We start from the raw sequence: 14,252 nt of genomic DNA, 5'->3' as shown, positions 1-14,252 counted from the left end.
GCCCGCACCGAAATCAATTTCCGAAAAGGGGGCAGAACATGCAGACCGAACTCGACCATCTCGCCGCGCTCGCCGGCAAGGGCAGGATCTCGCGGCGCGATTTCCTCGGCCGCGCGGCAGCACTTGGCGCCTCGGCGGCGCTGGCGACGACGCTGGCCGGCAAGGCTTTTGCCGCGACGCCGGTGAAGGGCGGCATCATCAAGGCCGGCCTGCAGGGCGGTGAATCGACCAACAGCCTCGATCCGGCGCTGAACCTCAGCCAGGTGACCTACAATTTCTGCAAGCAGTGGGGTGAATTCCTCGTCCGCCTGACCCCGGAAGGCGGCGTCGAGAACCTGATTGCCGAGGAGATCGGCGCTTCGGCCGACGCCAAGACCTGGACGATGAAGATCCGCGAGGGCATCGAATTCCACCACGGCAAGACGGTGACGGCGCAAGACGTCGTCGCGACGCTCGAGCGCCACGCCGACGAGAAGTCGAAATCCGGCGCGCTCGGCGTTCTGAAGAACATCAAGACCATCAAGGCCGACGGCAAGGACGTGGTGGTGACGCTCGGCGACGCCGATGCCGACTTCCCCTATCTGATGGCCGACTACCACCTGGTCATCCAGCCGAATGGCGGCAAGGACAACCCGAATGCCGGCATCAGCGCCGGTCCTTACAAGGTCACCGTCAACCAGCCCGGCGTGAAGCATGGCGGCGAGCGCTTCGCCAATTACTGGCGCGGCGACAAGGCCGGCCATGCCGACCAGATCGAGATCGTCGTCATCAACGACCCGACGGCCCGGCTTGCCGCGCTGCAGGGCGGCCAGGTGCATCTCATCAACCGCGTCGAGCCCAAGGTGGTCGACCTTGTGAAGCGCATGCCGGGCGTCAGCATCGAGAACGTCGCCGGGCGCGGCTATTACCCATTCAACATGTTCTGCGACACCGCGCCCTTCGACAACAATGACCTCAGGATGGCGTTGAAGCTCGCCATGGATCGCGAGGAGATGCTGGACAAGATCCTGCGCGGCTACGGCTCGGTGGGCAACGACTTCCCGATCAACGAGGCCTACCCGCTGTTTTCCGCCGACATCGAGCAGCGCACGTTCGACCCCGAAAAGGCGGCCGCGGCCTACAAGAAGTCCGGCCATAGCGGCTCGATCCTGCTGCGCACCTCGGACGTCGCCTTCCCGGGCGCCGTGGACGCCGCCCAGCTCTACCAGCAGAGCTGCGCCAAGGCCGGCATCAAAATAGAGATCAAGCGCGAGCCGGGCGACGGTTACTGGTCGGAAGTGTGGAACAAGCAGCCCTTCTCGCTCTCCTACTGGGGCGGCCGGCCGACGCAGGGTCAGATGTATTCCACCGGCTATCTATCGACCGCCGACTGGAACGACACGCGCTTCAAGCGGCCCGAATTCGACAAGATGCTCTACGCGGCGCGCGCCGAGCTGGACCAGGCCAAGCGCAAGGCGATCTACCGCGACATGGCAATGCTGATGCGCGACGAAGGCGGCCTGATCGTGCCGTTCTTCAACCAGTTCGTCGACGCCGCCAACACCAAGAAAGTCAGCGGCTGGGTGAAGAACCCGAATGGCGAGATGATGGACGGTTATGCGCTCAACGAGTGCTGGCTGAACGCCTGATATCAAGCTATCCAAAGCAGCGCTGCGTGTCCGCGCGATACGCGGCGCTTCTGTTTTCGATGCATGGGAACCGCCGTGGCGCTCAAATCCAAACTGCTGCTCATCATCCTCGACGGCGTGCCCTACCGGAACTGGCGCCGGCTGATGGGCAATCTCGAAGGCTGGGCGCAGTCCGGCGAGGCGCAGGTCTGGAAGATGCGCTCGGTGCTGCCGTCGACGTCCGCCTGCTGCTACGCCTCGATCCACACCGGTGTTTCGCCGCAGGTGCACGGCATCCTTTCCAACGAGAACCGCTTTCGCGTCACGCCGCCGGATATCTTCTCGGAAGTCAGCAAGGCCGGCGGCAAGACCGGCGCCGTGACCCATTCCTACTGGTCGGAATTCTTCCGTTCGTACCCGTTCGACCTTGTCGAGGACATGGAGTTCGACGAGCCAAGCGGGCCGATCACGCATGGCCGCTTCCACACCATGACCGGCTACAATCTCAAGAACCAGATGACGCCGAGCGACGTCGACCTGTTCGCGACGCTGACCATGCTGGCGAAGCGCCACGGCATCGACTACGGCATCCTGCACACCTGCACGCTGGACTCGATGGGCCATCGCTTCGGCCATGACTGCCACGAGATGGACCATGCCTGCTACGCGATGGACGCGATGTTGGCAGCCTTCCTGCCGCAATGGCGCGCAGCCGGCTATGAAGTGATCGTGACGGCCGACCACGGCCAGACCGACCGCGGCCATCATGGCGGCCACGACGATGAGATGCAGGATTTCGCGCTCTATTATTTCGGCCCGGCCAAGGGGCCTCAAGCCGAGACGCTGCTCGATCAGCTGCAGCTCGCGCCGACGGTGCTGAGCCGGCTCGGCGTGGCGATACCCGAGACGATGAAGGCGAAGGTGTTCTTGGTTTAGTTTCCCCTTCTCCCGTTGCAACGTTGGAGATTGGCGAAGGCCAAGCAACTTCGTCATCCACGGGCGGAGCAGCCGCGAAGCAGCGTCGCGAAGACCCGAGGATACATTCCGTAACCTCACGCGAAGAATGAAGGCGGTGCAGAACAGAGATTGTTCTGCATCGCGGTGACGCTCGTAGGTCACGGAATGGATCCTATGGTCTGCGCTGCGTCGCTTCGCTCCTTGCTTCGCCATAGGATGACGAAGCGATAGGCGTCTCGGCCTATCGCCCGCAAGAGATAGGAGAAGTGCCCCTACTGGCAACCTCCCCGCTCTTCGGTTAGCCTCCGAAAAATCCTTGGCGGAGGGTGAACCTTTTTGGACCGATCAGCGACAGAGCTTCGAGGAGCCAGGCGGCTCGACCGGCTATGAATGCGGCGACGGAAACCGATCGCGCGCTTGTGGACCGGGTCGCGAAGGGCGACCGGGCCGCCGTTCGGCTCCTGTTCATGCGTCATCACGCGCGGATCTACCGCTTCGTGGCGCGCCAGATGGGATCGGAAATGATGGCCGACGATATCGCGAACGAGGTCTTTCTGGAGCTGTGGAAAAAGGCGCCCAGCTTCGAGGGGCGCTCTGAAGTTTCCACGTGGCTGCTCGGCATCGCCCGCTTCAAGGGGCTGTCCATGCTGCGCAAGAAGAAGGAAGACTGGATCGACGACGACGACGCAGCGCAAGTTCCCGACGGCGCCGACACGCCGGAAGTCGTGACCATGAAGGAGGACAAGGCCGCCGCCTTGCGCCGCATGATCGACGCCCTGCCTGAAGAACACCGCGCGGTGATCGACCTTGCCTATTACCATGGCCAGTCGGTGACCGAGATCGGCGAGGTGCTCGACATCCCGGTCGCCACCGTCAAGACCAGAATGTTCTACGCCCGCAAGAAACTCGGCGAAGCCCTCAAGGCCGCCGGTTACGACAGGGGGTGGCCATGAGTGCCGCTGAAAAGATGTCGCGCCGCGACGAGATGGAAACGCTGCTGCCGTTCTACCTGAACGGCTCGCTGGAAGGCGCCGAGCTGGAGGCCGTCGAGGAATGGCTGGCCACCGATCCGGCAGCGATGAATGCGCTTGGCGAAGCGGAGGCCGAGTTCTCCGGTACCGCCGCCGCCAACGAGGCGATCAGGCCGCCGGCCGACGCGCTCTCCCGCTTCGCCAGGGCGCTCGACGCCGAGGCCGGCCCGGCGCCCGCGCCGGCCGGCCAGTCGTGGCTCGCCAAGGTTTTCGGCCGGGTGACGGCGATGCCGGCCGGCATCGCCTGGGCCGCGGCCGCGGCGCTGCTTGCGCTGGTCATCGTTCAGTCGTTCGAACAGCCGGGCGGCAAGGGCAACGACTTCGAGGTGGCTGGCGCGCAGGATGATCTGGCGAAGCTGCCTTTCGCGCTGGTGAAGTTCAAGCCGGATGCCAAAATGGCCGATATCGCCGCCTTCCTCGGCCAGAACGGGCTGAAGATCGCCGGCGGGCCGACGGCCGACGGCGTCTTCCGCCTGACCATTCCGGCGAGCAGCGCGGCCGACTACGACAAGCTCGTCGGCCTTATTGCGGCCCAGCCCTTCGCCGATACTGTGATCCAGGGAAGGAAACCGGTCGATGGCGGCTAAGGCGGTCATTCTGCATGCGGCACTCCTCGCGGCGGCGGCCTTTGCCGCCGCGCCTGCGTTTGCGCAGACCAACGATCCGAATCTTTCACAGACCCAGGTCGACTGCCTGAACCGCACGACAGCGGCGGGCGCCGGCTGCGACAAGAACGGCGGCACCGCGAATAATGGCGAGAAACCGGGAGCTGGCGACACCACAGGCGCCGCGGTGTTCCTGCCGGCGCTGATCGTCGACCTGTTCCCGAACGCGCCGGCAGGTGCCGCTCCGCCGACGCCACCCTCGAACGGAACGTCGTCGTCGAACGGTTCCGGCAACACGCCGCCACCCGCTCCGGCGCCGAGCGGACCCGTCACGGTGCCTCAGGGCCTCAATCTGGCCGAGCCGCCGCGCGCGATTGCCGGCGAGTTCGTGCCCGACGAGGTGCTGGTGACCGTCGACGGCGATGCCGGCGTCGTGCGGCAGATCGCGACCTCCTTCGGCCTGCAGGTGCGCTCGCAGCGCCAGTCGCGGCTGCTCGGCAGCACGCTGGTGCGCTTCGGCATCACCGACGGGCGGCCGGTCGGCGTGGTGCTGGCGCAGCTTGCCGCGGACGGGCGCACGCAGCGCCGCGAACCGAACCACATCTACACGCTGCAGCAGGCGGCCGGCGTCGTGAACTATGCCTTCGACCGCATCGCGCTCGATTCAAAACAGGCGAGCGGCGAGAATGTGCGCGTCGCCGTCATCGACACCGGCATCGACGACACCAACCCGGCGCTCGCCGGCGTCATCGCCGACCAGTATGACGCCATGCCCAACGTGCCGATCGAAAAGCGCGACCACGGCACCTCGGTCGACGGGCTGATCGCCGGCGTCGGTCCGCTGGAAGGTATGGCGCCGGGCGCTAAGATCTATCACGCGCGGGCCTTCGAAGGCGGCAAGTCGACCATGGACGTCATCCTGTCGGCGCTCGACTGGGCGGCCGAGCAAAATGTGCGCATCATCAATATGAGCTTCGTCGGCCCGAAGAACGATCTGCTCGGCACCGCCTGCCGTAACGCCCGGGAGCTCGGTATCGTGCTGGTCGCGGCCGCCGGCAACAACGGGCCGAAGGCGCCCTATGGCTATCCGGCCGCCTTCGACGGCGTCATCGCCGTGACCGCCACCGACGCCAAGGACGGGCTGATGCCGCAGGCCAATCGCGGCGGCTATGTCTTCATCTCGGCGCCGGGGGTCGAGATGGTGGCGCCGAGCGGCGCCGGCTCCGACGTAGTGACCGGCACGTCCTTCGCCGCGGCGATCGTATCCGGCGCCATCGCCAATTTGATCCACGCGGCGCCCGACCGCTCGGCCGACGAGATCGAGAAGGCGCTGGCCGCAACCGCCAAGGATCTCGGCCCGAAGGGCCGGGACAATGATTTCGGCTATGGGCTGCTCGATATCAAGGCCGCCGGAGCGGCGAAGGAGTGAGTCTCGCGTTTGAGGCTCATGCCTTGATGCCTTTGATGTTGAAACTCAATCAAATGGTTATCGCAATGGCCGCGATGAGCGGAGCCGGCCATTCGACAAATAGGCACGAACATCTTAGCTTTCGCCGGGATAGGTCAAACCACAATTCTTCTGAAGCAACTAGTGGCACTGCACAGGGATTTTCATCGGTCGGCTCTGTTTGCGTTGGCAGGTGGCATGCGTTGGAGATTGGCCGAAACGCCCACCGCGATCGTCATTCTAGGGCGAAGCAGGAGCGAAGCTCCGTCGCGAAGACCCTAGAATCCATGCCGTTACCTTCGCCAAGGCGTGCAACGGAGCAGAATTCTGCAACCGTGGCGGCGCTTCCAAGTCACGGCATGGATTCTATGGTCTGCGCCGCGTCGCTTCGCTCCTTGCTCCGCCATAGAATGACGACGTTGGGGCAGCTTCAACCAATCCCCGGCGTTTGCGCTGATTTCACGGAAATGAACGGAAGATCTTGCACCAAGACAAACGGCAACGTTTCAAAATCCCTGTGTCGGGAAACCAGGTTGATTGTCAGAGCGGATCAAATTCTCTGTCCAGCAGCCCCATAATGATGTCGTCCTGCCAAGCCCCGCCGACGAATGCGGCTTCGCGCTCGCGCCCCTCCTCCGCAAATCCGCATTTGCGATAGCAAGCGATCGCGCGGGAATTGCTCGATAAGACCCGTAGCGAAACGCGATGCAGGCCATGACTGAACGCGTACCCGAGGACGAGTCGGATCGCTTCGGTGCCATACCCTTTGCCGAGATATGCTTGGTCGTCGATGCCGATGGCCAAGGCCGCCCTCTTGTCCTGCCAATCTATGTTGTGGAGGCGGACATGGCCGACAAAGCAACCGGCATCAATCACCCAGGCACAGTTCTGTTGCTCGATGAAGCGAATGGCGGCCTCGGCTTCTCCTCGGGTAAAGGTTGTGTTTGGGTCGAATATCCCTCCGTAGGCTTCAACGATCTCGCGATGCCGACCGAGCGCTAGCCGCGTTTCCACATCTTTGGGAATTGGTCTGCGAAGGATGAGGCGAGCGCCCCGAAGTTCGGGAAGATCGGCTGTCATTTGCGTCGCCATCCGGCGGCCCTTGATGGCGGATCGCTGTGACCGCGACCGACCAATTGCCCATCGCATAGCGATCAAGAATGGACTTCGGGCGGCCATTTAAAGCGCCGGACCCAACCGTATCGGGCTTCCATCATAGAAACGCGGCAGCCGAAAGCGGCCGATATCGTGCCCGGTTTCGTTTCCCTGGATCATGTCGGAGACGACGCGGCCTATGCCGGGCCCGATGCCGAATCCGTGGCCGCTCATGCCGGTCGCGACGAAAAGACCGCCGACTGCCCGCACCTGATCCACGACGGGGACGACGTCGGGCATGGCGTCGATCATGCCGCCCCAGCCGACCTTCAAGCGAACCTTATCGAGCTGTGGAAAAAGCTGTTTGAAATTGCGCTCGATCGAACGAAGCCGGGCCGGCTCAGGGGCTGGGTTGAGCACCCGCATTCTCTCGAAAGGGCTCGGGGAATCCGGCGCCCAATCGCGCGGTGTCGACCAGCCATCCGGGTAGCCTGACGGAGCGAACGGGAAATAGCGCGTTCCGAACGGATTGTCCCTGAGAGCGGGAACATACTTGGTGGCGTGCCGGAATGCGTCGGGCCCCAGGTAAAGCAGGTGGCTGCCGCCGCCGGCAAGCGTGTATCCGCCATCCTGTCTGCGTCTGAAGGCGATGTGATCGTCGGCGGCCGCGCCCGCATAGATTTCAGGCAAGGGCTCCGTCGCGGCCACGGTCACCCGGACGCTGAGTTGGGGGATGGACACGCCGTGTCTCGCCAGGAACAGGGAAGACCAGGCGCCGCCTGCGACCAGCACAATGGAGGTCTCGATATATCCGGCCTCGGTCCACACGCCCTTGATCCTGCCGGCCGCGATGTCGAGGGTTCGCGCCGCGCAGTTCTCGACGATCCTGGCGCCTTTTCGCACGGCAAGCCGGGCCAGCGCAGGCACCGCCAGCCAAGGTTCCGCACGCATATCGGAAGGCGTCGTCATCGCGCCCCTGAACCTGCGCGACATGCCGCTGATGAGTTTTGCGGTTTCGTCGGCGTCCAGGAGGCGTGTGTCGAGCTGATGGATCGCGGCGACCTTCATGAACTCTTCGAACTTGGCCATGTCCTTGTCGGCGTTCGCCAGGTAGGTCACGCCGGTCTGGTTCAGCCCGATGTCCTCGCCGCATTCCTCGGCCAGCTGCCGCCACAAGCGAATAGCCTCGATGACGATCGGCAGTTCATCCGCGTCCCGTCCCTGCTTTCTGATCCAGCCCCAATTCCGCGAGGACTGTTCGGCGGCGACGCGGCCCTTTTCCAGCAGCGTCACCGGAATGTTTCGGGAGGCAAGGAATAGGGCCGTCGTTACGCCGATGATGCCGCCACCGACGATCACCACCTGCGACGTCTTCGGCGGTGGGCCAGGATGTTGGATTCGATCCGCTTCGGTGAACGGGAATGTGGGCAAATCGCGCACCCTGAAGAACCGGTTGACGGTCCTGGCTTACCGGTTGTCGCCTTCCAGGATCAGGAGCAGCCGAAGGCCGACCGTTGTCCCACGACAGCAAAAGGCAGAGCGCTCAACCCTAAGCGCACCTCGATGTTAGACGCCAATGAATACCACATCTATTGTGGTTTCCCTCGTAGGCGAGCCAAAGACGTTGGAAGAGAGTTTATAAATAAAACCAGACAAACACAGAGAAGCACTATGTCTTTGTAGAGAAACTCCCCCGCTAGATTCCACGCAATGGGATCTGTGGAGATGCTCCATACTACAACACCGGGTGTCGTAAAGAAAAATGACCAAGTGATAAAAAACGTGCCGATCCCGATCAATGCGCCCAGGGCAGACAGGACGGGCACAAAAGCCCCCAAAGCCAGAAGAACGGCTGTCGCCAACTCGATGCAGCCCAGAAGGTAAGCCTCGCCTCTAATTCCGAAAATCTGCAGCCAAGAAACGAACGGACTGTGTGAGATGAATAGAGCGATTCCTTGCGCCGACTGCGGTGTGAACTTCTGGATCCCGAACGACACGAAAATCAGCACCATTACCCATCTGAGGATGGCGAGCGGCCAATAAGAGCCGAAGCCTGTCTCAGCGATATTGAACTCTCTATGCATGCTATGTCCTTTGCCGGAAGCGATATGTCATACCAAGGAGCGGCAGCCGGCCGTGGGCTTGGCAAGCTGCCGGCTCTTGAGGGCCGTCCAGCTTACTTCGTCGGCAGAGAAATTTCGTTACATCCCAAATTCGAAGAAATGGGGGTCCGCCCTGATCGGCACTATAGGCCGCCCCGGGGGACGCTCGTTCGAGAGCTGATTGGCATGTAGGATGGCCTTGCTCTCGCGAAACGGAGAAAAAGAACGTCGCGAAAGCGACCCGACGACTGAAATGAGGCGCAAAGCTGCCGCTCGCAGCTCGGAGCGGACGTCGGCTCGCTTGCGTCATTCGAGCGTTTGAATTCGCTCCCTATACCGGCGCCCCCGCCACCGATCCCCGCACCACCAGATCCACCGGCCAGACCTCGCCGCGCGCACCCTCTTCAAGCCCCGATATCCGCGCCGCCAGCCGTTCGGCGACGCGCGCGCCGGCGAGGCGGATCGAGGAGCGCGTCGTCGACAGCGGCACCGGGAAATTCTCCGGCCGCAGCCAGGGAAAGACGTCGTCATGGGCGACCAGCGACAGGTCGCCCGGAATGGCGAGACCCAGATCGCGCACGGCGCGCACGACGCCGAGCGCCATGATCAGACTGGAGCAGACGATCGCCGTCGGGCGCTCATCTTCCTCGAGCAGGCGGCGGGCGGCGCGATAGCCGTTCTCCTCGGTCATCGCCACCGAACGGATGTGGCGCTCGCCCAGCGTCAGCCCGCTCGCGGCAAGCGCCCGGCGCATGCCGCGCTCGCGGTGGATGGCGAAGGTCTCGCGGTCGTTGCCGTTGATCAGCGCCAGGCGCTTGTGACCGAGCTGGATCAGCAGTCTCGACGCTTCGTGGAAGGCGCCCTCATTGTCGATGTCGAGATAGGGATAGTCGAAGTCGAAGCCTTCGCTGCGGCCATGGACGAGGAAAGGGATGCCCAGCGTGTTGACCAGCGCCAGCCGCTTGTCGGCCGGCCGCGGCGACGACAGGTAGACGGCGTCGACCTGGCGGTTGGCGACGATGCGCCGGTAGGTCGTTTCCTCGTCGTCGGCATCGGCGGGCGAAAGCACGAGGTCGAGCTCGTGCGCGCGGGCATAGTCGCCGAGGCCGGAGAGGAATTCGACGAAGTGCGGATCGATGTCGACGGCGGCCCCGGTCGGCAGCACATAACCGATCATTCCCGACTTGCCGGTGGCGAGCCGGCGCGCGCTGGGGTTCGGCCGGTAGCCATGGCGCTTGGCGGCATCCATCACCCGGCGCCGGGTTTCCTCGTTGACCTCGGGGTAGCCGTTCAGCGCCCGGCTCACCGTGGTCTGCGAGAGCGACAGCATATGCGAGAGTTGCTTGAGGTTCATCGGAGGCCTCCAGCCTCAAAGCGCTTTCAAATTTCAATCGATCCGACGATTGTTGGCGAGATCGGCAAGCATGGCGAGCTTAGAGGGCGATCGGCGCCGTTTGAAGCGGAATTGCTGCTGCAGCGCCGAAAAAGCTTGCTGCAGTGCACTTTTCTTCGCCCAATCCGGCCAGATTTAAATCGATTGATGAACTCTCCCCCTTGACTCCCAGGCGATTCAATGGCGAGATCAAAATAGCCAAAGCGCTTTGGAAGCCTCTTCGAAAGGTTGCGGTTGCCCTTTCGCTGAGTCACAGTTCCGCGGGCGTCGGCGGACGAAATGGAGGTTTCGTCCTGTTTGTGACCACTGGGAGGACTTGCGATGAAGAAAATGCTTCTCTTGGGTGCGGCGTTCGCGGCACTCACCCTCAGCCTGCCGGCGCAAGCCGAACTGAAGTTCAAGCCGGGCGAGGATCCGAAGTTTCACTGGGCGAACTACGACGATCTCAAGAAGGTCGATCTCAAGGGCGAGACGCTGACGATCTTCGGGCCGTGGCGCGGCGAGGACGAGACGCTTGTGCGTTCGGTTCTCGACTATTTCCAGGAAGCGACCGGCGCCGAGGTCAAATATTCCTCGTCCGAGAACTATGAGCAGCAGATCGTCATCGACACCCAGGCCGGCAGCCCGCCCAACATCGCCGTCCTGCCGCAGCCCGGCCTCATCCAGGATCTCGCTTCCAAGGGCGTGCTGACCCCGCTGGGCGACGACGTCGCCGCCTGGATCAAGGAAAATTACGCCGCCGGCGACTCCTGGGCCAAGCTCGGCACCTATAATGGCAAGGACGGCAAGCCCGGCTTCTACGCCTTCCCCTACAAGATCGACGTGAAGGGGCTGGTCTGGTACTCGCCCGACAATTTCGACGAGGCCGGCTACAAGGTGCCGAAAACCCAGGAAGAACTCGCCGACCTCGAAAAGAAGATCATCGCCGACGGCGGCAAGCCCTGGTGCATCGGGCTCGGTTCCGGCGGCGCCACCGGGTGGCCGGCGACCGACTGGGTCGAGGACATCATGCTGAGAACCCAGCCGCCGGAAGTCTACGACAAGTGGGTGAAGAACGAGATTCCGTTCACCGACCCGGCCGTGGTCAACGCCATCGACATCTTCGGCAAGATCGCCACCGACGACAAGATGGTGGACGGCGGCGCCAAGGCGGTCGCGGCGACCGACTTCCGCGACAGCCCGAAGGGCCTCTTCACCGTGCCGCCCAAGTGCTACATGCACCACCAGGCATCGTTCATCCCCTCCTTCTTCCCGGAAAACGTGAAGCTCGGCCAGGACGCGGACTTCTTCCCCTACCCACCTTACGCCTCCAAGCCGGAACTGGGCACGCCGCTGGAAGTGGCCGGCACGCTGGTGATGATCACCAAGGATTCCAAGGCCTCGCGCGAGTTCATCAAGTTCCTCGAGATGCCGCTCGCGCATGAATTGTGGATGGCGCAGAAGAGCTTCGTCACGCCGTTCAAGTCGGCCAACAAGGACGCCTATGGCAGCGACGCGCTGAAGAAGCAGGGCGAGATCCTGGTCGGCGCCACGACTGTCCGCTTCGACGGATCCGACCTGATGCCCGGCAAGGTCGGCGCGGGCTCGTTCTGGACCGGCATGATCGACCTGGTCGGCGGCAAGTCCGCCCAGGACGTCGCCGCCGACATCCAGAAAAGCTGGGATGCCATCAAGTAAGCATCCTGAAATCCTCCTGATCCTCCACCTGGATCCGGGCCACGGCCCGGATCCGACCGGCGGTCAACGCCGGAAACCTTCGCGTTTCGATTGTTCCGAATAACCGAAAGTCGGTGCATCCGATCGCCAGCCTCGGCTGGCCGGTCATGCGCAGGGAGAGGGACCCATGGCGACTCAGATTTTCTCGGCCATATTCGTCATCATCATCGGCGTCGGCGGCTGTGTCGCCTATTTCTGGGGCGCCAACAAACTGCTCGATCTCGTCTTCCCGTCGCGCGGCGTCTCGGGCGCCGCCGCCGTCGACAATTTGCGCCGGCAGGGACTGGTGCGGCCCTGGCTGTTCGTCGGCCCGGCGATGATCATCCTCACCATCTATCTGATCTACCCGGTCATCGAGACGTTGAGGCTCTCCTTCCTCGATCGCGGCGGCGAGAATTTCGTCGGCCTCGCCAATTATGAATGGGCGCTCGGCGATCACGATTTCCGCAATTCGATCCTGAACAATGTGCTTTGGCTGGCGGTGGTGCCGGCGGCCTGCACCTTCCTTGGGCTGATCATCGCCGTGCTCACCGACAAGATCTGGTGGGGCACGATCGCCAAGAGCCTGATCTTCCTGCCTCTCGCGATCTCCTTCGTCGGCGCCAGCGTGATCTGGAAGTTCATCTACGAGTATCGCGGCGAGGGCCAGGTGCAGATCGGCCTGCTCAACGCCATTATCCAGTATTTCGGTGGCCAGCCGCAGGTGTGGATATCGCTGCCGTTCTGGAACAACTTCTTCCTGATGATCATCCTGGTCTGGATCCAGACCGGCTTTGCCATGGTCATCCTGTCGTCAGCGCTGCGCGGCATCCCCGAAGAAACGCTAGAGGCCGCGGTGATCGATGGCGCCAACCCGTTCCAGATCTTCTGGAAGATCATGGTGCCGCAAATCTGGGGCACGATCGCAGTGGTGTGGACCACCATCACCATCCTGGTGCTGAAAGTGTTCGACATCGTGCTGACCATGACCAACGGCCAATGGAACAGCCAGGTGCTCGCCAATCTGATGTTCGACTGGATGTTCCGCGGCGGCGGCGATTTCGGCCGCGGCGCGACGATAGCCATCATCATCATGATCGCGGTCATCCCGATCATGGTCTGGAACATCCGCCAGGCCAACAAAGAGACGGGAGGGCATTGAGATGGCTGCGTCCACCGGAAAGTCCTTCGCCGGCCGCTTCGGTGCCCACATCGCCGTGCTCGTCTTCGTGGTGATCTGGACCATCCCCACGCTCGGCATCCTGGTCTCGTCGCTGCGCGACAAGGACCAGATCGTCGCGTCCGGCTGGTGGAACTCCTTCGCCAGTTCCAGCCAGAGCGAGGCCGGGCGGCTTCCCGCGGCGTCGGCGCAAACCCAGAAAGACGGCAAATACGTCATCGAGGGCAACATCTTCGGCGACGGGCCCAAGCGCGACATCAGCGCCTTCGGCGTGAAGTCGTCCGCGCCGACGCAGTACAAGGCCGGGACGGTTGCCGAGCTCAATGATGGCGCCACCTTGCAGATGAACGCCGACGGCACGTTCGTCCTGTCCTCCGCGAAAGCCTTCGAGGGCGACCGCGGCCAACGCGTCTATTACGCCTCCTCGGCGCCGCCGAAATTCACCACGGACAACTACGATGCCGTGCTATTTTCCGAAGGCATCGGCCGCTCGTTCATGAACTCGCTGACGGTGACCATCCCGGCAACGATCATCCCCATCCTCATCGCAGCCTTCGCGGCCTATGCATTGGCCTGGATGCGCTTTCCGGGCCGGGCGCTGCTGATTGCCGTCATCATCGGCCTGCTGGTGGTGCCGCTGCAGATGTCGCTGATCCCGCTGCTCAAGCTCTACAACGGCGTCGGCACCTTCTTCGGCGTGCCATCCAAGACCTATCTCGGCATCTGGCTGGCGCATACCGGCTTCGGCCTGCCTTTCGCCATCTACCTGCTCAGGAGCTACATTGCCGGCCTGCCGCGCGAGATCATGGAATCGGCGCGCATCGACGGCGCCAGCGACTTCGAGATCTTCGTCAAGATCGTGCTGCCGCTGTCCTTCCCGGTGCTTGCGTCCTTCGCCATCTTCCAGTTCCTGTGGGTATGGAACGATCTGCTGGTGGCGATGGTTTTCCTCGGCACGGCGCCCGATCAGATCGTGCTGACGGCCAAGCTCAACGCGCTGCTCGGCTCGCGCGGCGGCAACTGGGAGATCCTGACGACATCGGCGTTCATCACCATCATCGTGCCGCTGATCGTCTTCTTCTCGCTGCAGCGCTATTTCGTCCGCGGGCTGCTTGCCGGCTCGGTGAAAGGAGGTTGAAG

Annotated in this window: 12 protein-coding genes; 8 read left to right on the top strand and 4 right to left on the bottom strand. The window is 63.1% G+C overall.

Annotation, left to right across the window (positions count from 1 at the left end; translation table 11 throughout):
* The first annotated feature begins 38 nt into the window (after positions 1-38).
* The 5 genes from FJ956_RS15550 (at position 39) to FJ956_RS15530 (ending at position 5,629) form a co-directional block, all read left to right on the top strand.
* The gene (locus FJ956_RS15550; RefSeq protein ID WP_140679056.1) at positions 39-1,628 is read left to right on the top strand and encodes an ABC transporter substrate-binding protein; all 1,590 of its coding nucleotides are present in this window, start codon (positions 39-41) and stop codon (positions 1,626-1,628) included.
* 75 nt (positions 1,629-1,703) lie between these two features.
* Positions 1,704-2,543, top strand: coding sequence for an alkaline phosphatase family protein (locus FJ956_RS15545; RefSeq protein WP_140679058.1), 840 nt, complete (start codon positions 1,704-1,706; stop codon positions 2,541-2,543).
* A gap of 407 nt (positions 2,544-2,950) precedes the next feature.
* On the top strand, positions 2,951-3,517 hold the full coding sequence (locus FJ956_RS15540; RefSeq protein ID WP_140679060.1) for a sigma-70 family RNA polymerase sigma factor: 567 nt from the start codon (positions 2,951-2,953) through the stop codon (positions 3,515-3,517).
* Positions 3,514-4,182: an anti-sigma factor gene (locus FJ956_RS15535; protein ID WP_140679062.1), complete on the top strand. Its 669-nt coding sequence runs from the start codon at positions 3,514-3,516 to the stop codon at positions 4,180-4,182. The genes FJ956_RS15540 and FJ956_RS15535 overlap by 4 nt, the downstream gene beginning before the upstream one ends.
* On the top strand, positions 4,172-5,629 hold the full coding sequence (locus FJ956_RS15530) for a S8 family serine peptidase (protein WP_140679064.1): 1,458 nt from the start codon (positions 4,172-4,174) through the stop codon (positions 5,627-5,629). The genes FJ956_RS15535 and FJ956_RS15530 overlap by 11 nt, the downstream gene beginning before the upstream one ends.
* Before the next feature lie 558 nt (positions 5,630-6,187).
* Here FJ956_RS15530 and FJ956_RS15525 read toward each other — a convergent pair.
* The 4 genes from FJ956_RS15525 to FJ956_RS15510 form a co-directional block, all read right to left on the bottom strand.
* Entirely contained in the window at positions 6,188-6,727 is a 540-nt protein-coding gene (locus FJ956_RS15525; protein ID WP_140679066.1) for a GNAT family protein, read from the bottom strand.
* 99 nt (positions 6,728-6,826) lie between these two features.
* Positions 6,827-8,173 (bottom strand): FAD-dependent oxidoreductase, encoded by a 1,347-nt coding sequence (locus FJ956_RS15520; protein ID WP_140679180.1) that lies wholly within the window; start codon positions 8,171-8,173, stop codon positions 6,827-6,829.
* Positions 8,174-8,331: 158 nt separating this feature from the next.
* Positions 8,332-8,826: a DUF417 family protein gene (locus tag FJ956_RS15515; protein WP_140679068.1), complete on the bottom strand. Its 495-nt coding sequence runs from the start codon at positions 8,824-8,826 to the stop codon at positions 8,332-8,334.
* 349 nt (positions 8,827-9,175) lie between these two features.
* Positions 9,176-10,198 carry a substrate-binding domain-containing protein gene (locus FJ956_RS15510; protein ID WP_140679070.1) on the bottom strand — a complete coding sequence of 341 codons (1,023 nt, stop codon included), beginning with the start codon at positions 10,196-10,198 and terminating at the stop codon, positions 9,176-9,178.
* 360 nt (positions 10,199-10,558) lie between these two features.
* Between FJ956_RS15510 and FJ956_RS15505 the strand changes: the two genes are divergently transcribed.
* The 3 genes from FJ956_RS15505 (at position 10,559) to FJ956_RS15495 (ending at position 14,250) form a co-directional block, all read left to right on the top strand.
* Positions 10,559-11,914, top strand: coding sequence for an ABC transporter substrate-binding protein (locus tag FJ956_RS15505; RefSeq protein WP_140679072.1), 1,356 nt, complete (start codon positions 10,559-10,561; stop codon positions 11,912-11,914).
* 166 nt (positions 11,915-12,080) lie between these two features.
* Complete coding sequence (locus FJ956_RS15500; protein ID WP_140679074.1) at positions 12,081-13,094, top strand: sugar ABC transporter permease; 1,014 nt, start codon at positions 12,081-12,083, stop codon at positions 13,092-13,094.
* Between the two features lies 1 nt (position 13,095).
* Entirely contained in the window at positions 13,096-14,250 is a 1,155-nt protein-coding gene (locus tag FJ956_RS15495; RefSeq protein ID WP_140679076.1) for a carbohydrate ABC transporter permease, read from the top strand.
* Positions 14,251-14,252: the final 2 nt, after the last annotated feature.

The organism is Mesorhizobium sp. B2-4-3 (assembly GCF_006442815.1).
GTDB lineage: Bacteria > Pseudomonadota > Alphaproteobacteria > Rhizobiales > Rhizobiaceae > Mesorhizobium.
This window is presented reverse-complemented; position numbering and strand designations above follow the sequence as displayed.